Origin of the sequence: Ewingella americana ATCC 33852, from assembly GCF_000735345.1 — a bacterium.
GTDB classification, from domain to species: domain Bacteria; phylum Pseudomonadota; class Gammaproteobacteria; order Enterobacterales; family Enterobacteriaceae; genus Ewingella; species Ewingella americana.
The window spans coordinates 1-22,788 of the sequence record NZ_JMPJ01000057.1 but is presented as its reverse complement, the minus strand read 5'-3'; the positions used below and the strand labels follow the sequence as shown (position 1 = coordinate 22,788).

The 22,788-nt window shown below is 57.5% G+C and carries 19 protein-coding genes; 18 read left to right on the top strand and 1 reads right to left on the bottom strand.

What is annotated here, in order from left to right; genetic code table 11:
• Positions 1 to 139 precede the first annotated feature (139 nt).
• From nuoG to menE, 16 genes are all read left to right on the top strand, one after another.
• Positions 140 to 2,866 (top strand): NADH-quinone oxidoreductase subunit NuoG, encoded by a 2,727-nt coding sequence (gene nuoG / locus GEAM_RS11965; RefSeq protein WP_034791794.1) that lies wholly within the window; start codon positions 140 to 142, stop codon positions 2,864 to 2,866.
• Positions 2,863 to 3,840, top strand: coding sequence for an NADH-quinone oxidoreductase subunit NuoH (nuoH, locus tag GEAM_RS11960; RefSeq protein ID WP_034791755.1), 978 nt, complete (start codon positions 2,863 to 2,865; stop codon positions 3,838 to 3,840). The genes nuoG and nuoH overlap by 4 nt, the downstream gene beginning before the upstream one ends.
• 14 nt (positions 3,841 to 3,854) lie before the next feature.
• The gene (gene nuoI, locus GEAM_RS11955; protein ID WP_034791754.1) at positions 3,855 to 4,397 is read left to right on the top strand and encodes an NADH-quinone oxidoreductase subunit NuoI; all 543 of its coding nucleotides are present in this window, start codon (positions 3,855 to 3,857) and stop codon (positions 4,395 to 4,397) included.
• Positions 4,398 to 4,409: 12 nt separating this feature from the next.
• On the top strand, positions 4,410 to 4,967 hold the full coding sequence (gene nuoJ / locus GEAM_RS11950) for an NADH-quinone oxidoreductase subunit J (RefSeq protein ID WP_034791752.1): 558 nt from the start codon (positions 4,410 to 4,412) through the stop codon (positions 4,965 to 4,967).
• Complete coding sequence (gene nuoK, locus GEAM_RS11945) at positions 4,964 to 5,266, top strand: NADH-quinone oxidoreductase subunit NuoK (RefSeq protein WP_004936014.1); 303 nt, start codon at positions 4,964 to 4,966, stop codon at positions 5,264 to 5,266. Before nuoJ ends, nuoK begins: the two co-directional genes overlap by 4 nt.
• Positions 5,263 to 7,110 (top strand): NADH-quinone oxidoreductase subunit L, encoded by a 1,848-nt coding sequence (gene nuoL, locus GEAM_RS11940; protein ID WP_034791750.1) that lies wholly within the window; start codon positions 5,263 to 5,265, stop codon positions 7,108 to 7,110. Before nuoK ends, nuoL begins: the two co-directional genes overlap by 4 nt.
• A gap of 37 nt (positions 7,111 to 7,147) precedes the next feature.
• The gene (gene nuoM, locus GEAM_RS11935; protein WP_034791748.1) at positions 7,148 to 8,677 is read left to right on the top strand and encodes an NADH-quinone oxidoreductase subunit M; all 1,530 of its coding nucleotides are present in this window, start codon (positions 7,148 to 7,150) and stop codon (positions 8,675 to 8,677) included.
• A 6-nt stretch (positions 8,678 to 8,683) separates the two neighbouring features.
• Positions 8,684 to 10,144, top strand: a complete 1,461-nt coding sequence (gene nuoN, locus GEAM_RS11930) for an NADH-quinone oxidoreductase subunit NuoN (RefSeq protein ID WP_034791746.1) — start codon at positions 8,684 to 8,686, stop codon at positions 10,142 to 10,144.
• 217 nt (positions 10,145 to 10,361) lie between these two features.
• A complete protein-coding gene (locus tag GEAM_RS11925; RefSeq protein ID WP_051899493.1) occupies positions 10,362 to 10,889 on the top strand; it encodes a DUF1097 domain-containing protein in 528 nt (175 codons plus the stop codon).
• 103 nt (positions 10,890 to 10,992) lie between these two features.
• Positions 10,993 to 11,301, top strand: coding sequence for a stress response protein ElaB (elaB, locus tag GEAM_RS11920; protein WP_034791744.1), 309 nt, complete (start codon positions 10,993 to 10,995; stop codon positions 11,299 to 11,301).
• Positions 11,302 to 11,542: 241 nt separating this feature from the next.
• Positions 11,543 to 12,916 (top strand): isochorismate synthase MenF, encoded by a 1,374-nt coding sequence (menF, locus tag GEAM_RS11915; protein WP_051899495.1) that lies wholly within the window; start codon positions 11,543 to 11,545, stop codon positions 12,914 to 12,916.
• A 23-nt stretch (positions 12,917 to 12,939) separates the two neighbouring features.
• On the top strand, positions 12,940 to 14,625 hold the full coding sequence (gene menD, locus GEAM_RS11910) for a 2-succinyl-5-enolpyruvyl-6-hydroxy-3-cyclohexene-1-carboxylic-acid synthase (protein WP_034791742.1): 1,686 nt from the start codon (positions 12,940 to 12,942) through the stop codon (positions 14,623 to 14,625).
• Complete coding sequence (gene menH, locus GEAM_RS11905; RefSeq protein ID WP_150385433.1) at positions 14,625 to 15,419, top strand: 2-succinyl-6-hydroxy-2,4-cyclohexadiene-1-carboxylate synthase; 795 nt, start codon at positions 14,625 to 14,627, stop codon at positions 15,417 to 15,419. Before menD ends, menH begins: the two co-directional genes overlap by 1 nt.
• Positions 15,406 to 16,263: a 1,4-dihydroxy-2-naphthoyl-CoA synthase gene (gene menB, locus GEAM_RS11900; protein ID WP_034791738.1), complete on the top strand. Its 858-nt coding sequence runs from the start codon at positions 15,406 to 15,408 to the stop codon at positions 16,261 to 16,263. Before menH ends, menB begins: the two co-directional genes overlap by 14 nt.
• Positions 16,263 to 17,240, top strand: a complete 978-nt coding sequence (menC, locus tag GEAM_RS11895; protein ID WP_034791736.1) for an o-succinylbenzoate synthase — start codon at positions 16,263 to 16,265, stop codon at positions 17,238 to 17,240. Before menB ends, menC begins: the two co-directional genes overlap by 1 nt.
• Positions 17,228 to 18,598 (top strand): o-succinylbenzoate--CoA ligase, encoded by a 1,371-nt coding sequence (gene menE / locus GEAM_RS11890; protein WP_034791734.1) that lies wholly within the window; start codon positions 17,228 to 17,230, stop codon positions 18,596 to 18,598. Before menC ends, menE begins: the two co-directional genes overlap by 13 nt.
• Before the next feature lie 84 nt (positions 18,599 to 18,682).
• Here the strand turns inward: menE and GEAM_RS11885 are convergent, their stop codons facing one another.
• Complete coding sequence (locus GEAM_RS11885; RefSeq protein WP_034791731.1) at positions 18,683 to 20,116, bottom strand: catalase; 1,434 nt, start codon at positions 20,114 to 20,116, stop codon at positions 18,683 to 18,685.
• A 345-nt stretch (positions 20,117 to 20,461) separates the two neighbouring features.
• Between GEAM_RS11885 and GEAM_RS11880 the strand changes: the two genes are divergently transcribed.
• Both GEAM_RS11880 and GEAM_RS11875 read left to right on the top strand, forming a co-directional pair.
• The gene (locus GEAM_RS11880) at positions 20,462 to 21,007 is read left to right on the top strand and encodes a YfaZ family outer membrane protein (RefSeq protein ID WP_034791729.1); all 546 of its coding nucleotides are present in this window, start codon (positions 20,462 to 20,464) and stop codon (positions 21,005 to 21,007) included.
• A 244-nt stretch (positions 21,008 to 21,251) separates the two neighbouring features.
• Positions 21,252 to 22,457 (top strand): nicotinamide mononucleotide deamidase-related protein YfaY, encoded by a 1,206-nt coding sequence (locus GEAM_RS11875; protein WP_034791727.1) that lies wholly within the window; start codon positions 21,252 to 21,254, stop codon positions 22,455 to 22,457.
• Positions 22,458 to 22,788 lie beyond the last annotated feature (331 nt).

The following is a 22,788-nucleotide window of genomic DNA, read 5'->3' as shown; positions in this document are numbered from 1 at the left end:
GGCATCAAGCGGCGGACGTGAGCCCGCCGCGCGCGAAATCCCAGAACAAGGGACGCGCTGTCGAACGATATACGCCAACCCGGCAAGAATTTTTGATTAACGCCCGCTGAAAGGTGGGCCACGTGGAAGCATGCTGACTATGGCTACGATTCATGTAGACGGCAAAGAATACGATGTAAATGGAGCGGACAACCTGTTGCAGGCTTGCCTCTCTCTTGGCCTCGATATTCCTTATTTTTGCTGGCATCCGGCGCTGGGAAGCGTCGGCGCTTGCCGCCAATGTGCGGTTAAGCAATACCAAAACGCGGAAGATACGCGCGGTCGTTTGGTGATGTCTTGTATGACACCGGCATCCGATGGCACGTTTATCTCCATCAATGACGGCGAAGCCAAAGAGTTCCGTGAGAGCGTGGTTGAGTGGTTGATGACTAACCACCCACACGACTGTCCGGTGTGTGAAGAGGGCGGCAACTGCCACTTGCAGGATATGACGGTCATGACCGGTCATAGCATGCGTCGCTATCGCTTCACCAAACGTACTCATAACAACCAAGATCTCGGCCCGTTCATCTCTCACGAAATGAACCGCTGTATCGCTTGCTACCGTTGTGTCCGTTACTACAAGGACTACGCGGATGGTAAAGACTTGGGCGTTTACGGCGCACACGACAACGTCTACTTCGGTCGCCCGGAAGATGGCCCGCTGGAAAGCGAGTTCTCCGGTAACCTGGTAGAAGTCTGTCCGACCGGCGTGTTCACCGATAAAACGCACTCAGAGCGTTATAACCGTAAATGGGACATGCAGTTTGCGCCAAGCATCTGCCAACAATGTTCTGTCGGCTGTAACACCAGCCCGGGTGAGCGCTATGGCGAACTGCGTCGTATCGAAAACCGTTACAACGGTACCGTAAACCACTACTTCCTCTGCGACCGTGGTCGTTTCGGTTATGGCTATGTCAACGCCAAAGACCGTCCGAAGAAACCACAGCAGCTGCGTGGCAACGACTGGATCGAACTGAACGCTGAACAAGCGATGCAGGGCGCGGCAGATATTCTGCGTCAGTCGAAAAAAGCCATCGGTATCGGTTCTCCACGTGCAAGCCTCGAAAGCAACTTCGCGCTGCGCGAGCTGGTCGGTGCTGAGAACTTCTACACCGGTATCAACGCTGCCGAACAAGGCCGCCTTGAGCTGATGCTCAACGTTCTGCGCAACAGCGGCGTTCACACGCCAGCCCTGCGTGAAATCGAAGAGTACGACGCCGTTCTGGTTCTGGGTGAAGATTTGACCCAAACCGGCGCGCGCATTGCCCTGTCTGTTCGTCAGGCAGTAAAAGGCAAAGCTCGCGCAATGGCTGCGGCCCAGCGCGTTGCCGACTGGCAAATCGCGGCGGTACAGAACATCGGTCAGCACTCTAAGCACCCGCTGTTCATCACCAACGTTGATAACACCAAGCTCGATGACATCGCGGCATACAACTACCGCGCGCCGGTAGATGAGCAAGCCCGTTTCGGCTTCGCTATCGCCCACGCGTTGGACGAGTCTGCTCCGGCTGTGACCGACTTGGCTGAAGGTTTAGACAAGAAGATCGACGTGATCGTGCAAGCATTAGCTGGCGCACGTAAACCGCTGATCATCACCGGCAGCAATGCGGGTAGCGACGCCATCATCGAAGCGGCAGCCAACGTGGCTAAAGCCTTGAAAGTGCGCGGCAGCGATGTCGGTATCACCTTCGTAGCGACCTCTTCCAACAGCATCGGCCTGTCAATGATTGGCGGCGGTACTCTGGACGCGGCACTTGAACTGCTGGCTAACGGTGGCGCAGACAGCGCAATCGTGATGGAAAATGACCTTTACCGTCATGCGCCAGAAGCCAAAGTTGATGCAGCATTAGCTAAAGTTGAAAACCTGCTGGTTGTTGACCATCAGCGCACCCGCATCATGGACAAAGCGACGCTTATCCTGCCTGCGGCCAGCTTCGCTGAAAGTGACGGTACCGTGGTTAACCAAGAAGGCCGCGCCCAGCGCTTCTTCCAGGTTTATGACCCGGCTTACTACGACACTACTGTTGCGATGCTGGAAAGCTGGCGTTGGATGCACTCGCTGCACTCAACCGTTAACAGCCGTCACGTTGACTGGACTCAGTTAGACCACGTGATCGAAGCCTGCGTTGCCGCTCTGCCACAGCTGAAAGGCATGGTTGAAGCTGCACCAAACGCCAGCTTCCGCATTCGCGGTCAGAAACTGGCGCGTTCTCCGCACCGTTCGAGTGGCCGTACTGCGATGCGCGCCAACATCAGCGTGCATGAACCACGTCAGCCGCAAGACAAAGACACCATGTTTGCCTTCTCTATGGAAGGGAACAACAACCCGTTAGCCGATCGTAATCAGGTGCCGTTTGCTTGGGCGCCGGGCTGGAACTCACCTCAAGCTTGGAACAAGTTCCAGAGCGAAGTCGGTGGTAGTCTGCGTCATGGTGATCCGGGCGTGCGTATGATTGAAGCAGGCGAGGGTAGCCTTGACTACTTCACCACCATTCCTGCGGCCTTCGCGGCGGACAGCAACCAATGGCGCGTTGCTCCTTACTACCACCTGTTTGGTAGCGAAGAGATGAGCCAGCGTTCGCATGTGATCCAGCAGCGTATGCCAGAGCCTTACGTGATGGTGAACCCAGCCGATGCGGCGCAGTTGGGCGTTAACGCCGGTGCTCAGGTGGAATTCACCTGCGGCGGCCAGACCCTGACTCTGCCAGTTCGACTGAGCGAAACCTTGCATCAGGGACAGGTTGGTCTGCCACTGGGCTTGCCGGGTATTTCTCCGGTTCTGGTGGGCGCAACGGTTGAAAATCTGCGGGAGGCAACACGATGAGCTGGTTTACACCTGAAGTGATTGAGGTGCTGATTGCGGTTCTGAAAGCCGTCGTGATCTTGCTGGTCGTGGTGGTGTGTGGCGCATTCATGAGCTTCGGCGAACGTCGTCTGCTCGGTCTGTTCCAGAACCGTTACGGACCGAACCGTGTTGGCTGGGGCGGCTCTTTGCAGCTCGTTGCTGACATGATCAAAATGTTCTTTAAAGAAGACTGGGTTCCGCGTTTCACCGACCGCGCGATCTTCACTTTGGCGCCAATGATTGCGTTCAGCTCAATGCTGATCTCTTTCGCTATCGTTCCAGTGAGCTCAACGTGGTTCGCCGCTGACCTGAACATCGGCATCCTGTTCTTCCTGATGATGGCGGGTTTGACCGTCTACGCCGTGCTGTTCGCTGGCTGGTCCAGTAACAACAAATACTCCCTGTTGGGGGCAATGCGTGCGTCGGCTCAGACCCTGAGCTACGAAGTGTTCCTCGGCCTGTCTCTGATGGGCGTGGTTGCACAGGCGGGTTCCTTCAATATGCAGGACATCGTTAACTCACAGGCCCACATGTGGAACATCATTCCGCAGTTCTTCGGCTTTGTGACCTTTGCGATTGCCGGCGTTGCGGTATGTCACCGTCACCCATTCGACCAACCGGAAGCTGAGCAAGAGCTGGCCGACGGTTACCACATTGAATATTCCGGTATGAAATTCGGTCTGTTCTTCGTGGGCGAATATATCGGTATCGTTACCGTGTCAGCGCTGATTGTGACGCTGTTCTTCGGTGGCTGGCAGGGTCCATTCCTGCCGCCGTTTATCTGGTTTGCGCTGAAAACCGCTTTCTTCATGGTGATGTTCATTTTGATCCGTGCTGCTTTGCCGCGTCCCCGCTACGACCAGGTGATGTCTTTCGGCTGGAAAGTTTGCCTGCCGTTGACCTTACTTAACCTGTTGGCGACCGCTGCGGTCATCTTGTACAACGCGCAATAAGGGGTGATTTAGCCATGACATTGAAAGAGATAGTTGTCGGGTTCGGCACCCAGGTTCGCAGCTTGTGGATGATAGGCATGCACGCCTTCGCCAAGCGCGAAACCCAGATGTACCCGGAAGAGAAAGTTAACGTACCGGCGCGCTATCGCGGACGTATCGTGCTGACGCGCGATCCGGACGGCGAAGAGCGTTGCGTTGCTTGTAACCTGTGTGCGGTAGCCTGTCCAGTAGGCTGTATTTCGCTGCAAAAAGCTGAACATAAAGACGGTCGTTGGTATCCGGAGTTCTTCCGCATCAACTTCTCGCGCTGCATTTTCTGCGGTTTGTGTGAAGAAGCTTGCCCGACTACGGCCATTCAGTTGACGCCAGACTTTGAGCTCGGTGAGTTCAAACGTCAGGATCTGGTGTATGAGAAAGAAGATCTGTTGATCTCGGGTCCGGGTAAATATCCGGAATATAACTTCTACCGGATGGCCGGTATGGCAGTTGACGGCAAGTCGAAAGGCGAAGCTGAAAACGAAGCCAAACCGATCAACGTCAAAGGTCTGTTGCCTTAAGGAGCCGCAAGCATGGAATTTGCATTTTACATTGCAGCCGTGGTGGCCGTGTTGGCAACGTTGCGTGTTATCACGCACACCAACCCGGTTCACGCATTGCTGTATCTGATCGTCTCGCTTCTGGCGATCGCCGCGGTGTTCTTCTCGCTGGGCGCGTACTTCGCCGGTGCGTTGGAAATCATCGTTTATGCCGGTGCCATTATGGTGCTGTTCGTGTTCGTGGTGATGATGCTGAACTTGGGCAATGTCGAAGAACAAGAACGCGCATGGCTGAAACCGGCGACCTGGATTGGGCCTTCCATCCTGTCGCTGGTCCTGCTGGGCGTGATGGTAACCTCGATCCTTGGTCTGCACACTCACGGCATCGAAGGCACCATGGTAGACGCGAAGGCAGTCGGTATCGCGCTGTTTGGTCCTTACGTTCTGGCGGTTGAATTGGCATCTATGTTGCTGCTCGCCGGTTTGGTTGTTGCCTTCCACATTGGCCGCGAAAGCAAGCCGGGCGAAGTGTTCGGTGATGCGCCAGCGACCAATGAGATGGCAAAAAGAAAAACGGAGGAGAGAGCATGATCCCTCTACAGCATGGCCTGATTTTGGCCGCAATTCTGTTTGTTTTGGGGCTGACCGGGCTGCTTGTCCGTCGCAACCTGCTGTTTATGCTGATCAGTCTGGAAGTGATGATCAACGCAGCGGCGTTGGCGTTCATCGTGGCTGGGAGCTATTGGGGGCAAGCTGATGGTCAGGTGATGTACATCCTGGCAATCAGTCTGGCAGCGGCTGAGGCCAGTATCGGTCTGGCGTTGCTGTTGCAACTCTATCGCCGTCGCCACACCCTGAATATCGACACTGTCAGTGAGATGCGCGGATGAACCTATTATATTTAACTATTTTGTTCCCGCTGATTGGCTTCGTTCTGCTGGCCTTCTCACGCGGTCGCTGGTCTGAGAATACTGCCGCCACCGTAGGTGTGGGCTCTATTGGTCTGGCTGCGCTGACGACCCTGTATGTCGGTATTGATTTCATGACGCAGCGCGCTGCGGGCCATGAAGTTTTCAACCAGAACCTGTGGAACTGGATGCAAGTGGGCGACTTCAACATCGCCGCTACCCTGACGCTGGATGGCTTGTCGATGACCATGTTGTCCGTGGTTACCGGCGTGGGCTTCTTCATCCACATGTTCGCATCTTGGTACATGCGCGGTGAAGAGGGCTACTCGCGCTTCTTCGCTTACACCAACCTGTTTATCGCCAGCATGGTGATTCTGGTACTGGCAGACAACCTGTTGCTGATGTACCTCGGTTGGGAAGGCGTGGGCCTGTGCAGCTACTTGCTGATCGGTTTCTACTACACTCACCCAGCCAACGGCGCTGCTGCGATGAAAGCCTTCATCGTGACCCGCGTTGGTGACGTGTTCTTGGCCTTCGCACTGTTCATCCTGTACCGCGAACTGGGTACGCTGAACTTCCGCGAACTGATGGTACTGGCTCCGCAGAAACTGGCCGTTGGCGACACCGCTATCACTTGGGCGACGCTGATGTTGCTCGGTGGGGCAGTGGGTAAATCTGCACAGCTTCCGCTGCAAACTTGGTTGGCTGACGCCATGGCCGGTCCAACGCCGGTATCTGCGTTGATCCACGCCGCGACCATGGTTACCGCCGGTGTTTACCTGATTGCACGTACTCACGGCCTGTTCCTGATGGCGCCTGAAGTGCTGCATTTGGTTGGCATCGTTGGCGCAGTGACGCTGGTTCTGGCAGGTTTTGCCGCACTGGTTCAGACCGACATCAAACGCGTTCTCGCTTACTCCACCATGAGCCAGATTGGCTACATGTTCTTGGCGCTGGGCGTGCAGGCGTGGGATGCCGCCATCTTCCACCTGATGACGCACGCGTTCTTCAAAGCGCTGCTGTTCCTTTCGTCTGGTTCGGTCATTTTGGCCTGCCACCACGAACAGAACATCTTCAAGATGGGTGGCCTGCGTAAATCGATTCCACTGGTATATGTCTGCTTCCTGGTCGGTGGCGCAGCCTTGTCTGCCTTGCCACTTATCACCGCGGGCTTCTTCAGTAAGGATGAAATTCTGGCGGGTGCATGGGCAAACGGCCATCTCAATCTGATGATTGCAGGTCTGGTCGGGGCGTTTATGACTTCCCTATATACCTTCCGCATGATCTTCATCGTGTTCCACGGCGAAGAGAAGATCAAAGCGCATGCGGGTAAAGGCATTACTCACCATCTGCCATTGCTGGTGCTGTTGGTATTGTCCACCTTCATCGGTGCGATGATCGTGCCACCGTTGAAAGGCGTACTGCCTGAGACGACTGAGCTGGCGCACGGCAGTGTACTGACCCTGGAAATCACCTCGGGCGTTGTGGCGATTGTTGGCATCTTGCTGGCAGCCGCGCTGTACCTTGGCAAACGCTCACTGGTAAACAGCATCGCGAAAAGCGCCATTGGCCGCTTCTTCACGGTCTGGTGGTTCCACGCGTGGGGCTTCGACTGGTTATACGACATGATTTTCGTCAAGCCGTATCTGGCCATCGCTAAGCTGCTGCAACGTGATCCACTGAATTCACTGATGAATCTGCCTGCTGTGTTCTCCCGTTTGGGGAACCGTGGCTTGACGCTAAGTGAAAACGGTCAGACACGCTGGTATGTCGCGTCCATGGGTTTGGGAGCAGTGGTTGTTTTGGCACTGTTGCTGATTCTTTAAGAACAGATAGTACGAACAAATAGGGACACAAAACGCCATGCTACTTCCTTGGCTAATTCTTATCCCCTTTATCGGCGGGCTGCTGTGTTGGCAGACTGAGCGTTTCGGCAGCAAAGTACCGCGCTGGATTGCGCTGATCTCGATGGGGTTGACCTTAGCACTGTCCCTGCAACTGTGGTTGCAGGGTGGTTATTCATTAACTAGCCCGACCGGCATTCCACAATGGCAGTCAGAGTTCTCTGTGCCGTGGATCCCGCGCTTTGGTATCAGCTTCCACTTGGCATTGGACGGCCTGTCCTTGCTGATGGTGGTGCTGACCGGGTTACTCGGCGTCTTGGCTATCCTCTGTTCATGGCGTGAAATCCAGAAGTATCAGGGTTTCTTCCACCTGAACTTGCTGTGGATCCTCGGCGGCGTGATCGGCGTGTTCTTGGCAATCGACATGTTCCTGTTCTTCTTCTTCTGGGAAATGATGTTGGTGCCGATGTACTTCCTGATTGCCTTGTGGGGACACAAAGCGTCAGACGGTAAAACACGTATCAGCGCAGCAACCAAGTTCTTTATCTATACCCAGTCCAGCGGTCTGGTGATGTTGATTGCGATCCTCGGTCTGGTCTTCGTGCACTACAACGCGACCGGCACTTGGACCTTCAACTACGCTGACTTGCTGAAGACTCCGATGTCGCACAACGTTGAATACCTGCTGATGCTGGGCTTCTTCATCGCCTTCGCGGTGAAAATGCCGGTCGTGCCATTGCACGGCTGGTTGCCAGATGCACACAGTCAGGCACCAACGGCGGGTTCTGTTGACTTGGCAGGTATCTTGCTGAAAACCGCAGCCTACGGCATGTTGCGCTTCATGTTGCCATTCTTCCCGAATGCGTCGCATGAGTTCGCGCCAATCGCTATGTGGCTGGGCGTTATCGGTATCTTCTACGGTGCGTGGATGGCGTTCTCTCAGACCGATATCAAGCGTCTGATTGCTTACACCTCCGTTTCGCACATGGGCTTTGTACTGATTGCTATCTTCACCGGCAGCCAACTGGCTTACCAGGGCGCTGTGATTCAGATGATTGCTCACGGCCTGTCTGCGGCAGGTATGTTCATCATCTGCGGCCAGTTGTACGAGCGTCTGCATACCCGCGACATGCGTCAGATGGGCGGACTGTGGGGGCGGATTAAGTACCTGCCTGCGCTGTCGCTGTTCTTCGCAGTGGCGACACTGGGTATGCCGGGCACCGGTAACTTCGTCGGTGAATTCATGATCCTGTTTGGCAGCTTCCCGATTGTTCCGGTGATCACTGTCATCTCGACCTTCGGTCTGGTCTTTGCTTCGGTTTACTCTTTGGTGATGATGCAGCGCGCTTACTACGGCAAAGCAAAATCAGAAGAGCCGTTGCAGGGCATGACCGCACGTGAACTGTCTATCATTCTGCTGTTGGTGGTACTGCTGGTGGCGCTGGGTGTTTATCCTCAGCCAATCCTCGATACCTCTAGCGCGGCGATGGCTAACGTGCAGCACTGGTTCGGATCATCAGTTTCAACAATTTCAACGACAAGGCCGTAACTCGCCATGACATTTACACTTCAAAATCTGATCGCACTGTTACCGCTGATGATCGTCGGATTGACAGTGGTGGTGGTGATGCTGTCCATTGCGTGGCGACGCGACCATTTCCTTAATGCCACACTGACAGTTATCGGTCTGAACGTGGCTCTGCTTTCCCTCTACTATGTAGGGCAGGTCGGGCCGCAGGACGTCACTCCACTGCTTCGTGTTGACGGTTACTCAATGTTCTACATTGGGTTGGTATTGCTGGCGAGCTTGGCTACCAGCACCTTTGCCTATCCTTGGCTGGCCGGTTACCCGGACAACCGGGAAGAGTTCTACCTGCTGGTGCTGATTGCGGCACTGGGTGGCATTCTGCTGGCATGCTCTAACCACTTGGCGTCAATGTTCCTCGGAATCGAACTGATTTCGTTGCCACTGTTCGGCCTAATTGGTTATGCCTACCGTCAAAAACGTTCGCTTGAAGCCAGCATCAAATACATGCTGCTCTCCGCTGCTGCGTCGTCATTCCTGCTGTTCGGCATGGCGCTTATCTACGCACAGTCTGGTGATCTGAGCTTCGTCGCGCTGGGTAAAAACCTGGCCGACGGCGTGATGCTGCACCAGCCGCTGCTGCTGGCAGGTCTGGGCATGATGATTGTGGGTCTGGGCTTCAAACTGTCACTGGTTCCTTTCCACCTGTGGACACCAGACGTGTATCAGGGCGCGCCGGCTCCGGTTTCAACCTTCCTGGCGACTGCCAGCAAGATTGCTATCTTCGCCGTAGTCATGCGTCTGTTCCTGTACGCGCCGGTGGCCGACAGCGAAGCGATTCGCGTCGTGCTGGGCATCATCGCCTTCTGCTCGATTCTGGTCGGTAACCTGATGGCTATCAGCCAGAGCAACATCAAGCGCCTGTTGGGTTACTCCTCAATCGCGCACTTGGGTTACCTGCTGGTGGCACTGATTGCAGTACAGACTCACCAACTGTCGATGGAAACCGTCGGCGTTTATCTGGCCGGTTACCTGTTCAGCAGCTTGGGTGCCTTCGGCGTGGTTAGCCTGATGTCTAGCCCGTACAAAGGCCCGGACGCAGAATCACTGTTCTCCTACCGTGGTCTGTTCTGGCACAAGCCAATCCTGTCTGCGGTAATGACCGTGATGATGCTGTCACTGGCCGGTATCCCAATGACCTTAGGCTTTATCGGTAAGTTCTACGTGATTGCGACCGGCGTGACCGCGCATCTGTGGTGGCTGACCGGTGCCGTGGTTGTCGGTTCTGCGATTGGTCTTTACTACTACCTGCGCGTCACCGTGAGCTTGTACCTGAGCGCACCTGACAAGCTGGTTCGCGATACGCCGAACAACTGGGCGTTGACTGCGGGTGGTGTTGTCGTGCTGATTTCCGCGATTCTGGTGCTGATCTTGGGTATCTATCCACAGCCGCTGATCACGCTGGTTCAGATGGCACAACCGCTGTTCTGATAGCCTGATACAGTAGTGAAATTGAAAACCGCTCATTTCGATGGGCGGTTTTTTTATGGGCGCTATTTGTACAATTTGTTGAAATAGTGTGATGTAAATCACGTTTGTATGTACGTTCAACAATAAATTACATCGATATTGTGATCTAACCCATTCCATTATTTTTGCCGATGCGTAAACTGCGCGCTTGTTCAGAATCGTACAGGGTTTACACATCATGAACGTATTGGTGATGATCGCCATTACTACCGGCATTCTCTCCGGCATCTGGGGCTGGGTGGCTATTAGTCTGGGGCTGATTAGCTGGGCTGGCTTCCTCGGCTGCACGGCGTATTTCGCCTGCCCGAAGGGCGGATTGCGTGGATTGGTTATCAGCACGCTGACCTGCCTGAGTGGCGTATTCTGGGCCGAAGTGATTATCGCTGGCAGCTCGCTACGCCCTGAGTGGACCCTTCTGGGCTACCTGCTGACCGGCATCGTGGCCTTCCTGATGTGTATCCAAGCGTGGCAGCAGTGGCTGGCCTTCGTGCCGGGCACCTTCATCGGCGCCTGTGCCACGTTCGCCGCCCAAGGCGACTGGCGTCAGGTGGTGCTCTCCCTGCTGGTCGGCCTACTGTTTGGCTACGCGATGAAAAATAGCGGCTTGTGGCTGGCCGAGCGCCGTGAAAAGCAGCGAGCGGCGGCCCAGCAATCGGCGATGGATAAACCGCCATTCCCGCCCGTTACGCGGTCAGAAGGTTCTTAAAAGACCGGCGACAGCGGCTCTCTCCGTTTTTGACCCTGCGTTTATGGCAAATCTGCGCTAGGGTTAATGGGTATCGTGATAATCACAAAATAAGGAGATAACCATGTCGAATCAATTTGAACCGCAGCAAGCGTCACTGGATGATGACTTAAGAATGCTTTCCGAAACGCTGGAAGAGGTACTGAAATCCTCCGGTGACAAAGCAGATGAAAAATATATCGAAATTAAAAGCCGCGCAGAGCAGGCGCTGGAAGAGGTGAAATCTCGCCTGAGTAATGGCGCGAACTCTTACTGCGCCAAGGCGCGTCAGGTGGCTGAGCAGACCGACAGCTACGTGCGTGAAAATCCATGGCACGGCGTAGGTGCCGGTGCCGCCGTGGGTTTGGTGATTGGTTTACTGCTGCGTCGCTAAGCTAAGCGCGGCAATATCGTCCCAGAGGCAGCTTCGGCTGCCTCTCTGTTTTCTGCCTTATAACCCCTCTGAATGATTCACTACCCCTTCATATCTACAGGCTCTGGCTCTGCCTTGATCTGCCGCATATTTTAAATCCCGGCAACGCCGCATAATTCACCCGTACTTGATCTAACCCGTTTTTTGATCCAGAAGGGCATTCTGCCCGACATCAAACCATTCGGATGCGGCTGAGGTGGCGGTGAAACAGATTTCAGCAATTCTTGACCAGTTGGACACGGCGCTGTTGGGCACTTTCCCTGACGCGGCGGGCCTACGGCAGTTCACTTATCGACTCCCTGAACAACCCCACGGCGGCATGCTGGAATGGCTCGACGCCCAGCCTTGTTACCCGAAATTCTATTGGCAGCAGCGCGATGACGCCGAAGAAGTGGTGCTGTGCGGCGACGCGGCAAACTTCAGCGACATGCCTACCGCCCAGCGCTTCTTGCAGCAATACTCTGACTTCCCGGAACTGCGCGTTTGGGGGCTGAACGCCTTCAATGACGGCATGGGCGGTGCACAGGCCAGCCACGTGCTGTTTCTGCCACGCATTGAAATCACCCGCCGCGACGGCCAGTGCAACTTGCGTTGCCAGCTCTACAGCCCGGTTTCTCTGCGTGAAGAAGCCGACAAAATGCGCGCTTTTCTGCGCACGTTGGTCAACTCGCGCCCCTTACCGGCGCTGAAATCTCAGGTGGTGCGCTACCAGCATCTGCCGACTCAGCCACAGTGGGCGCGGATGATAGACGCCGTGCTCAGCGGCATTAAACAGCACCAGTTCGACAAAGTGGTGCTGGCGCGTAAAACCACGCTGGCCCTCAGCCAGCCGCTGAATCCTGCCTCATTTCTGGCCGCCAGCCGCGCGGTGAATCACCACTGTTACCACTTCATGCTGGCGTTTGCGCCGCAGCAGGCATTCCTTGGCTCCAGCCCTGAGCGGCTATTCCTGCGCGAAAAACGCCAACTCTTTACCGAAGCGCTGGCCGGAACCGTGGCCGCCGCCGATGACCATCAGCAGGCCCGCGCCCTCGGCCAGTGGCTGCTCAACGACCCTAAAAACCAGCGTGAAAACATGCTGGTGGTCGACGACATCTGCCAGCGATTGCAGGGCGGGGCGCGCTCTTTGGACGTGATGCCCGCTGAGATCCTCCGCCTGCGCAAAGTGCAGCATCTGCGTCGCAGCATTCAGGCCGTGCTGGCGAAAGCTGACGATGCCGACTGCCTGCAACGCCTACAACCCACCGCCGCCGTGGCCGGTTTGCCACGTCAGGCCGCGCGCGAATTCATTGCGCGTCACGAACCCTTTGACCGCCAGTGGTACGCCGGTTCGGCGGGCTATCTCAGCCTAACGCGCAGCGAGTTCACCGTGGCGCTGCGCTCGGCGGCGGTAAAAGGCAGCCAGTTGGAGCTGTTCGCCGGGGCGGGAATTGTTGCCGGTTCAGACGCCGCGCAAGAGTGGCTGGAAATCGAAAATAAAGCCGCAGGGCTGCGCACCCTGCTAGACGAGGGGGCGAGCTCGGCCGAGTCCGCCGAGCCGCAATATCCTGAGCTACCTGCCGTGCGGGCGGGCTAAATCGGGTTCGCCGGAGTCAATCCATGCCATCAACGCAAGCTACCGCCATGTTTAATCGCCGCTGGGCCACGCTGATTTTAGAAGCCTTAACCCGCCATCAGGTGCAGCACGTCTGCATCGCGCCCGGCTCGCGCTCAACCCCATTGACGCTGGCGGCGGCGAGTAACTCTAAGCTGATTTGTCACACCCATTTTGATGAGCGCGGCTTGGGGCATCTCGCCCTCGGCTTAGCCAAAGCCAGCGGCCAGCCGGTGGCGGTGATTGTCACGTCCGGCACGGCGGTGGCCAACCTCTATCCGGCAATTATTGAAGCCGGGCTGACTGGCGAAAGGCTGATCATGCTGACCGCCGACCGCCCGCCGGAGCTTATCGACTGCGGCGCTAATCAGGCCATTCGTCAGCCAGAACTCTTCGCTAGCCACCCACAGCAAAGTCTCAATTTGCCGCGACCGACGCCGGACATCAGTGCGCGCTGGCTGGTGTCGGCTATCGACAATGGCCTCTGCGCACTGGAGCACGGGGCGATGCACATCAACTGTCCGTTTGCCGAGCCGCTGTACGGTGAGGAGGGCGATGACTATCTCGACTGGTCGCAGGCGCTGGGCGAGTGGTGGCAGGGCCGCCAGCCTTGGCTGCGCACATCGCCGACTCCGCGCCAGCCGGTGGAGGCCGATTGGGCACAGTGGCGGCAAAAGCGCGGGGTGATTATCGCCGGGCGCATCGCCGCCGAAGAGGGCCAACGGCTGGCGCAGTGGGCCAACACCCTCGGCTGGCCATTAATCAGCGACGTGCAGTCGCAAACCGGCAACCCGCTGCCCTGCGCCGACCTTTGGCTGGCGCATCCGCAGGCCCGACAGACGCTGGCGCAGGCGGAATTATTGATTCAGTTTGGCGGCAGCCTTACCGGCAAACGCCTGCTGCAGTGGCAGGCCGCCTGCCAGCCGCAGGAGTACTGGCTGATAGACTCCATGCCCGGCCGCCTCGACCCTGCCCAGCATCAGGGGAGGCGGATCCAAATTGCCGTCAGCGAATGGCTGAAGCTGCACCCCGCCGAGCCTCAGCAGCCTTGGGCGGCGGAGTTACATTCTCTTTCTCAACGCGCGATGGCGCTAACGGACAGCCGTCTGGCGAACCATTTTGGTGAAGCTTCTCTGGCGCGTCATTTACCGGACTTGCTGCCTGCCGACGGCCAGCTGTTTGTCGGCAACAGTCTGGTGGTCAGGCTGGTGGACTCGCTGGCCCAGCTTCCGGCAGGTTATCCGGTATTTGCCAATCGCGGAGCCAGTGGCATCGACGGGCTGATTTCCACCGCAGCCGGGGTACAGCGCGCCACGCAGAAACCGACGCTCATCCTGATTGGTGACCTCTCGGCGCTGTATGACCTAAACGCGCTGGCCCTGCTGCGCCACTGCTCCGCGCCGACGGTGATGGTGGTGGTGAACAACAACGGCGGGCAGATTTTCTCTCTGTTGCCGACGCCGGAAGAGCAGCGCCAGCGTTTCTACTGCATGCCGCAAGACGTGGAGTTCAGCCACGCGGCGGCGATGTTCGGCCTGCACTATGCCAGCCCGGCCAGCATGGATGAGCTAACCGACGCGGTGCAAAGTGGCTGGCAGCGCCAAGGCGCGACGCTGGTCGAGCTAAAAGTGGCCAGCGGCGACGGCGCGGCGATGCTGCGCGAGCTGGTGGCTCAGGCGGGGGCGCTCTGATGCTCAACTGCCAACAAGTTAATGCTCATCTCAGCGGACGTCCTTGGTTGGTGCTGCTTCACGGCCTGTTGGGCAGCGGTGAGGATTGGCAATCCCTGTTGCCGCATCTCGGCGAGTTTCGCTGTCTGCTGGTGGATTTGCCCGGCCACGGCCGCTCGGCCTCTATGACCGCCGCCGGTTTTGCCGACGTCAGCCAGCAACTCACCGCCACCTTGCAGCAGCTGGGAATCGACGATTACTGGCTGCTCGGTTATTCACTCGGCGGGCGGATCAGCCTCTACCACGCCTGCTATGGCGATACCCGAGGCCTGCACGGCGTGCTGGTTGAAGGGGCCAATCCGGGCTTGAAAACCCTGCGTGACCGCCAGCAGCGCCGTCATCACGACCAGCTGTGGATCACCCGTTTCCGCTTTCAGCCCATCGAGCAGGTGCTGCAACTCTGGTATCGCCAGCCGGTCTTTAGCGACCTGAGCGACGCCCAGCGCCAGCGCTTGGTGGATTTACGCGCTAGAAACCACGCTCCGGCGATTGCCACCATGCTGGGGGCCACCTCTCTGGCGGTGCAGCCCGACCTGCGCCAGCCCTTGTCGCGCCTCGCGCTGCCGGTGGTTTGGCTGTGCGGCGCACAGGACCAGAAATTTACGCTTCTCGCGCAGCAGGCCGGTTTCCCGCTGCGCACCATCGCCAATGCCGGGCATAACGCCCATCGCGCGAATCCGACTGAGTTTGCCCGTCAGGCGCTGGCATTCATTACTTCACCTGTCTTAAAGGAAGTTGAACATGATTTATCCTGATGAAAAAGAGCTCTACGCCCCGATTGAGTGGCTCGATTGCAGCGGCGAATTCGAAGATATTCGCTATCACAAGTCGGCGGACGGCATCGCCAAAATCACCATTAACCGCCCGCAGGTGCGCAACGCCTTCCGCCCGCTGACCGTCAAAGAGATGATCCGCGCGATGGAAGATGCGCGCTATGACGACAACATAGGCGTGATTGTGCTGACTGGCGAAGGCGACAAAGCCTTCTGCGCCGGTGGCGACCAGAAAGTGCGCGGTGACTACGGCGGCTATCAAGACGCCAGCGGCGTTCACCACCTGAACGTGCTCGACTTCCAGCGCCAAATCCGCACTTGTCCGAAGCCCGTCGTGGCGATGGTGGCCGGTTTCTCCATCGGCGGCGGCCACGTGCTGCACATGATGTGTGACCTGACCATTGCCGCCGACAACGCGGTGTTCGGTCAGACCGGGCCGAAGGTCGGCTCCTTTGACGGCGGCTGGGGCGCTTCTTATATGGCGCGCATTGTCGGCCAAAAGAAGGCGCGCGAAATCTGGTTCCTCTGCCGTCAGTATGACGCCGCCGCCGCGCTGGACATGGGCTTGGTTAACACCGTGGTGCCACTGGCCGATTTGGAAAAAGAGACCGTGCGCTGGTGTCGCGAAATCCTGCAAAACAGCCCAATGGCGCTGCGCTGCCTGAAAGCCGCCCTTAATGCCGACTGCGACGGGCAGGCCGGTTTGCAAGAGCTGGCGGGCAACGCCACCATGCTGTTCTACATGACCGATGAAGGTCAGGAAGGCCGCAACGCGTTTAACGAAAAACGCCAGCCGGACTTCAGCAAATTCAAGCGTAATCCTTAATGCGCCGCGCTAAGCTGTACCGTTATAGCCTGCCGATGGAGGCGGGCATTGTGTTGAGAAATCAACGCCTGAAAACCCGCGACGGGCTGTTGGTGCAGCTGTGGCAGGACGAAAAGTGTGGCTGGGGGGAAATTGCGCCACTGCCGGGCTTTAGTCTGGAAAGCGTCGAGCAGGCGCAGCAGGGCGTGCAGCACGCGCTGGCGCAGTGGCTGCAAGGGGCTTCGCTCAGCGCGCTGGCGTCGGCCTTCAATGCCATGCCGTCGGTGGCTTTTGGTCTGAGCATTGCCGACGCCGAGCTGCGCGACGCGCTGCCGCAGACGGGGAATTACGCCTGTGCGCCGCTGTGTCACGGCGACCCGGACGCGCTCTATCAGCGCCTTGCCAACCAGCCCGTTGCCAAGGTAAAAGTCGGATTGTACGAGGCGGTGGGCGATGGTTTGAATGTCAGCATGCTGCTGGAAGCCTTGCCGCACCTGCGTTTGCGACTGGACGCCAACCGCAGTTGGACACCAGCCAAGGCCGAGGCTTTTGCGCGCTACGTGGCTCCCGCGCTGCGTTCGCGCATCGCCTTTATTGAAGAGCCTTGCCAGACCCGCGAACAGTCGCGCGAGTTTGCCCGCGCCAGCGGAATAGCCATTGCTTGGGATGAAAGCGTGCGCGAGGCGGGTTTTGAAATCCGTGCCGAAGAGGGGCTGGCGGCGATTATTATCAAGCCGACCCTGACTGGCAGCCTGACGCGCTGCCGCGAACTGATTGCTAAAGCGCACCGTGCCGGGCTGGAGGCGGTGATCAGCTCTAGTATTGAATCCAGCCTCGGCTTAACCCAACTGGCGCGCATGGCAGCGTGGCTGACGCCCGACACCCAGCCGGGACTCGACACGCTGGATCTCATCCAGTCGCAGCTGGTCCGCCCTTGGCCTGAGGCTGCTCGCCCCTTGCTGGATGTCTCCGCGCTGGAGGTGGTATGGCAGCGTTAACAACGTGGCCATGGCAGGCGTGGGCCAGCGAAACGCCTTTTGCCATTGCCATCAAGTCAGCCGGAAAAGCCTGGTGCTGGAGAGACTTACAGCAGCGCGTTGACTCGCTGTGTGCCGGTTTCAGCCAGCAGGGCGTGGTCGAAGGCCATGGCGTGGCGCTGCGAGGTAAAAACAGCCTTAACGCGCTGTTGTGCTATCTGGCGCTGATTCAAGCTGGAGCAAGGCTTCTGCCGCTGAACCCGCAGTTGCCTGCCGCTTTGTGTGACTCATTGCTGCCCCAGTTGGATATCGACTTTATTCTCGACCTCAGCGATGAGCCGCTGGGCACCGCGATCCCCGCGCTGAGCCTGTCTTATGGCCACAGCATTAAGACGCCGGACTATCAGCCGCAGCGCATTGCCACCCTGACGTTAACCTCGGGGTCGAGCGGGCTACCCAAAGCCGCCGCGCACAGCGTCGCGGCGCATCTCGCCAGCGCGCGTGGGGTGCTGGGCCTCATTCCTTTCAACGCCAATAACGGCTGGCTGCTCTCCCTGCCGCTGTTTCACGTCTCGGGGCAGGGTATTGTCTGGCGCTGGCTGACCGCCGGCGCACAGTTGGTAGTGGCTGAAAACCAGTCTCTCGAACAGGCGTTACAGGGCTGTAGCCACGCCTCGCTGGTGCCGACTCAGCTTTGGCGACTGCTCAATCAGCAGCAGTTGCCCGCCTCGTTAACCGACGTTCTGCTCGGCGGGGCGGAAATTCCTCTTGAACTCACCCAGCGCGCCGAAAACGCCGGAGTCCGCTGCTGGTGTGGCTACGGCATGACGGAAACCGCCTCGACCGTGACGGCCAAACGCGCCGACGGCTCGGCGGGTGTCGGCGAGCCACTGGCCGGGCGCGAGGTAATGATCGTCGAGGATGAAATCCTGATCCGCAGCGAAAGTCTGGCGGCAGGTTACTGGCGGCAGGGCAAGCTGACCGAATTTACTGACGCCGACGGCTGGTTGCACACCCGCGACCGTGGCGCGTGGCGTGGCGGTGAGTTGCAGGTCGCCGGGCGGCTGGATAATCTATTTTTCAGCGGCGGGGAGGGGATCCAGCCCGAGGACATTGAGCGCGTGTTGGCGGCGCATCCGTGTGTCGAACGCGCTTTCGTGTTGCCGATGGATGATGCCGAATTTGGCCAGCGGCCGGTGGCGCTGATTGACCGTTCGGCAGAGATGCCGTTCGAGACGCTCTCGCAATGGCTGGAAGACAAGCTGGCGCGTTTCCAGCAGCCGGTGCGCTACTTCGATTTGCCTGCTGATATTGCGCAGGGCGGGATCAAGGTTTCGCGCCAGCGCCTCAAGCAGTGGCTTCAAGAGCAAACTGTCTAAACTCGCCACAAAGAATAAGGGCCGCCATGCATCACATGGCGGCCCTTTTTTATGCGCTTTTTACTTACGGCGACGTGGCAAAAATTACGCTTTCAGCGCTTTTTCCACACCCGCGCCATAGGCTGGATCAACCTTGTAGAACAGGTCGAGCTGGCGTTTTTGCGTGTCTGGCGAAGCGTGTTTCAGCTCACCGGCGATACGGCCAAACATACGCTCATGCTCATCTGCAGACAGCAGGTTGAACAACAGGCGTGGCTGAGTGAAGTAATCGTCATCTTCGCGGTGATTCCAGTGATCGGCCGCGCCTTCGACAGTCAATGGCGGTTCGCTGAAGTCCGGCTGCTCTTGGAACAGGCCCGCGCTGTTTGGCTCATAGGTCACGCCGTTGCCGCTGTTGCCGTCAACGCGCATCGCGCCATCGCGATGGTAGTTGTGGAACGGGCATTTTGGTGCGTTAACCGGGATTTGATGATGGTTAACGCCCAGACGGTAGCGGTGTGCGTCGCCATAAGAGAACAGGCGGCCTTGCAGCATGCGGTCAGGGGAGAAGCCGATACCCGGAACCACGTTCGCCGGGCTCATCGCCACTTGTTCAACTTCGGCAAAGTAGTTTTCTGGGTTGCGGTTCAGCTCAAACTCGCCGACTTCAATCAGCGGATAGTCGCCGTGCAACCAAACTTTGGTCAGGTCGAACGGGTTGTAAGGCAGCTCGGAAGCCTCTTTCTCCGGCATCACCTGCACGAAGAGTTTCCAACGAGGGAAGTCGCCGCGCTCGATGGCGTCAAACAGGTCGCGCTGCGAGCTTTCGCGGTCAGTTCCCACCAGTTTTTCGGCTTCGTCGTCCATCAGGTTTTCAATACCCTGCTGGCAGCGGAAGTGGAATTTCACCCAGAAACGCTCGTTTTGGTCATTGATAAAGCTGAAGGTGTGGCTACCAAAACCGTGAACGTGGCGATAAGAGGTCGGCAGGCCGCGGTCGCTGGCATCAATGGTTAACTGGTGAAGGGCTTCAGGCAGGTGGGAGAAGAAGTCCCATTTGTAAGCCGGGTTGCGCAGGTTAGTGCGCGGGTCACGTTTTACCACGTGATTCAAATCGGGGAATTTCAACGGGTCGCGCAGGTAGAAGACCGGGGTGTTGTTGCCCACTAAGTCCCAGTTGCCCTGCTCGGTGTAGAATTTCATTGAGAAGCCACGAATATCGCGTTCGGCGTCTGCCGCGCCGCGCTCGCCCGCTACAGTGGAGAAACGGATAAACATCGGAGTTTGCTTACCGATTTCGGCAAAGATATTAGCGCGGGTGTATTTGGTGATGTCGTGGGTGACAGTAAAGGTGCCGTATGCGCCTGAACCCTTGGCGTGCATGCGGCGTTCTGGGATAACTTCGCGGTCAAAATGTGCCAATTTTTCGAGGAACCATACGTCTTGCAGTAATAATGGTCCACGGCGGCCTGCGGTGATCACGTTGTTATTATCAACAACCGGGGCTCCGGCGGCGGTTGTTAATCCTCTTTTACTCATTGGTTAGATCCTTCCAGTCAATTAATCGTTGGGTGTTTGAAGCTAAAAAGGGCTGCGCCCATCCCTCAAAAAGGTATTGCGGTACGGCTTCCCTTCGCGAGTTTGCCTTTCCTTAGGTCAGTAAACTCTACCCCCATCTTTTAGCCCTGATGTTGATACTGGGCAAATAGGCAGGGGTTATTAATCCAATCAGGATAGTTGGTCACATAGATTCTGTGGATATTGCTTACATTTTTTTGCGTTAAAACTGAGGTTTAAAACAATCAATGTTGTTGCAGGGCGCTGAATTGCTTTAGACTTCGCGGGATGGTTTATCTGCCGTTTAATTAAAATTCAGGAATGAAAATGAAAAAACTTTTACTCGCTGGCGCCGCTGCCAGTCTGATGATGGTCGCGGCCTCTGCCAGCGCCATCAGTGTCAACGGTGAAATTGGCGAACATTACACCAATTTGGGTGTAGGCTTCGGCACCACCACTCCGGGCATCGCGTTGAGCGGCGACTGGACCCACAACGACGATGACGGCGACGTAGCCGGTCTGGGTCTGGGTTACAACATCCCACTGGGTCCGTTCATGGCGACCGTTGGCGGTAAAGGTTTGTACACCAATCCTAAAGCAGGCGACGAAGGTTACGCAGCAGCAGTCGGCGGTGGCTTGCAGCTCCCAGTAGGCGGCCTGTTCAGCCTGTACGGCAGCTACTACTACTCTCCAGATTCACTGTCTAGCGGCATTTCTAACTACAAAGAAGGCGACGCCGGTATTCGTTTGACCGCCATCCCTCTGGTCACAGTCAGCGTGGGTTACCGCTATCTGGCGCTGGATAATAAAGACGGCAAGCGTGATAACATCCTTGCGGATGGGGCATACCTCGGCGGTGCTGTTAACTTCTAATATCCCGTCACCTTCCGCGCTGTAACTGCGTTGGCCGCCTTCGCGCACCCCAGTCACTTACTAAAGTAAGCTCCTGGGGATTTGCTCAGTTGCCGCCTTGCTAATACTCGAAATCTACCGGATATATATGCTCAGAGCCTGCTTATGCAGGCTTTTTTTCGTCTGGAATATCACTTTGTGCCCCGGCAATTGTTTTTCGGCTTCAGGCTTTCTACAGTGGAAGGACAAATAAGAGGAGAAAAGAATGCTTAGGGTCGAGATGCTCAGTACGGGCGAAGAAGTGCTGCATGGGCAAATAGTGGATACCAACGCGGCGTGGCTGGCGAACTATCTGTTCGAGCAGGGTTTGCCGATGACCAGCCGTGAAACCGTGGGTGACAGCCTTGACGAGCTGGTGAGCGTGTTGAAAGAGCGCAGCCACATCGCCGACGTGCTGATCGTCAACGGCGGCCTCGGGCCGACCAGCGACGATTTAAGCGCGCAGGCGGCAGCCATTGCCTGCGGCGTCGAGCTGGTGGAAGACGCTGACTGGATTGCGACCATGGAAGCCTTCTTCGCGCAGCGCGGCCGCCCAATGGCGGTGTCCAACCGCAAACAGGCACAAATTCCCGCCAACGCCGAAGTATTGGATAACCCCGTGGGTACCGCCTGTGGGTTCAGCCTGACGCTCAACCGCTGCCAGATTTTCTTCACCCCCGGCGTGCCGTCAGAATTCAAAGTGATGGTCGAGCAGCAGATTGTTCCGCGTTTGCACAAGAAGCACCCCTCGCTGGAAGCTCCGCTGTGCCTGCGTTTGACCACTTTCGGCCGTGGCGAGAGCGACCTCGCCAATGAGCTAGACCAGATGGTACTTCCAGCAGGCGTCACCTTGGGTTATCGCTCTTCTTCACCAATCATCGAGTTGAAAGTCACCGGCCCGCGTTCGCAAGAAGTGGCGATGCACAAGGCTTTCGAGCGCGTGCGCGAAGTGGCGGGTGAAAGTACCATTTTCGAAGGTTTCGGCTGCCTGCCAGCGCGCCTTGCCGAGCATCTGCTTGAGCAGGGCCTGCGTCTTTCGGTCAGCGAGAGCTTCACCGGCGGCCTGCTCAACTGGCGTCTGCAAAGCGCCGACGTGCCACTGGCGGCAGGGGAGTTACTCCCTGACGACGCCGAACCATCCCCGGAGAAATCGCTGGAGAGCATTTTGGCCCGCGCCCAGCAGCTTGCCGAGAAGAATCAGGTCCAGCTCGCTCTCGCCGTCGGCGCGATGTCCGGCGAAGAGCTCAGTCTGGCCCTGCATACGCCAGCGGGCACCAGTGGCCTAACCATTCGCTATACCGCCAGCCGCCATGCTCTGGCGCTACGCCAAGAGACTATCGCGATGGTCGCGATGGATATGCTGCGGCGCTACCTGAATGGCTGGGATCCGGTGGCGGACTACCCGTGGTTGGAGCGCGTTGCTAAGGCGTAGTTTTTTGGGCGGGCTGCCCAATGCCCGCTTTTAAATCTTTAAATTCAAAACCGTGGGCACCGGCCCACACCGGCAAGGGGACGGCCAGTCGCCGCCGCCCCCTTGACCCCCGGGCTTTTTGCCGCTGGAAGATCGAGGCTGCGCAGGGTTGGAATGGACGTGTTTCAGCAGCCTTGGTGATCGCCGCGAAGTGCCGCCGCTTAGGCGGTCCCCTCAGTTCGGGTCTCGAGCCTTTGGTCTCGAACCACTCCCTCGGCGTCACTTCTGAATGCGGCCTACTGGCATTTACACCGAGCCGTTTCAGTGGAATGGTTTGCTTTGCTCCTCCCCC

Bases quoted from the DNA above. Each gene is read 5' to 3' on its own strand.
- nuoG (WP_034791794.1), top strand. From the start codon at position 140: ATGGCTACGATTCATGTAGACGGCAAAGAATACGATGTAAATGGAGCG.
- nuoH (WP_034791755.1), top strand. From the start codon at position 2,863: ATGAGCTGGTTTACACCTGAAGTGATTGAGGTGCTGATTGCGGTTCTG.
- nuoI (WP_034791754.1), top strand. From the start codon at position 3,855: ATGACATTGAAAGAGATAGTTGTCGGGTTCGGCACCCAGGTTCGCAGC.
- nuoJ (WP_034791752.1), top strand. From the start codon at position 4,410: ATGGAATTTGCATTTTACATTGCAGCCGTGGTGGCCGTGTTGGCAACG.
- nuoK (WP_004936014.1), top strand. From the start codon at position 4,964: ATGATCCCTCTACAGCATGGCCTGATTTTGGCCGCAATTCTGTTTGTT.
- nuoL (WP_034791750.1), top strand. From the start codon at position 5,263: ATGAACCTATTATATTTAACTATTTTGTTCCCGCTGATTGGCTTCGTT.
- nuoM (WP_034791748.1), top strand. From the start codon at position 7,148: ATGCTACTTCCTTGGCTAATTCTTATCCCCTTTATCGGCGGGCTGCTG.
- nuoN (WP_034791746.1), top strand. From the start codon at position 8,684: ATGACATTTACACTTCAAAATCTGATCGCACTGTTACCGCTGATGATC.
- GEAM_RS11925 (WP_051899493.1), top strand. From the start codon at position 10,362: ATGAACGTATTGGTGATGATCGCCATTACTACCGGCATTCTCTCCGGC.
- elaB (WP_034791744.1), top strand. From the start codon at position 10,993: ATGTCGAATCAATTTGAACCGCAGCAAGCGTCACTGGATGATGACTTA.
- menD (WP_034791742.1), top strand. From the start codon at position 12,940: ATGCCATCAACGCAAGCTACCGCCATGTTTAATCGCCGCTGGGCCACG.
- menH (WP_150385433.1), top strand. From the start codon at position 14,625: ATGCTCAACTGCCAACAAGTTAATGCTCATCTCAGCGGACGTCCTTGG.
- menB (WP_034791738.1), top strand. From the start codon at position 15,406: ATGATTTATCCTGATGAAAAAGAGCTCTACGCCCCGATTGAGTGGCTC.
- menC (WP_034791736.1), top strand. From the start codon at position 16,263: ATGCGCCGCGCTAAGCTGTACCGTTATAGCCTGCCGATGGAGGCGGGC.
- menE (WP_034791734.1), top strand. From the start codon at position 17,228: ATGGCAGCGTTAACAACGTGGCCATGGCAGGCGTGGGCCAGCGAAACG.
- GEAM_RS11885 (WP_034791731.1), bottom strand. From the start codon at position 20,116: ATGAGTAAAAGAGGATTAACAACCGCCGCCGGAGCCCCGGTTGTTGAT.
- GEAM_RS11880 (WP_034791729.1), top strand. From the start codon at position 20,462: ATGAAAAAACTTTTACTCGCTGGCGCCGCTGCCAGTCTGATGATGGTC.
- GEAM_RS11875 (WP_034791727.1), top strand. From the start codon at position 21,252: ATGCTTAGGGTCGAGATGCTCAGTACGGGCGAAGAAGTGCTGCATGGG.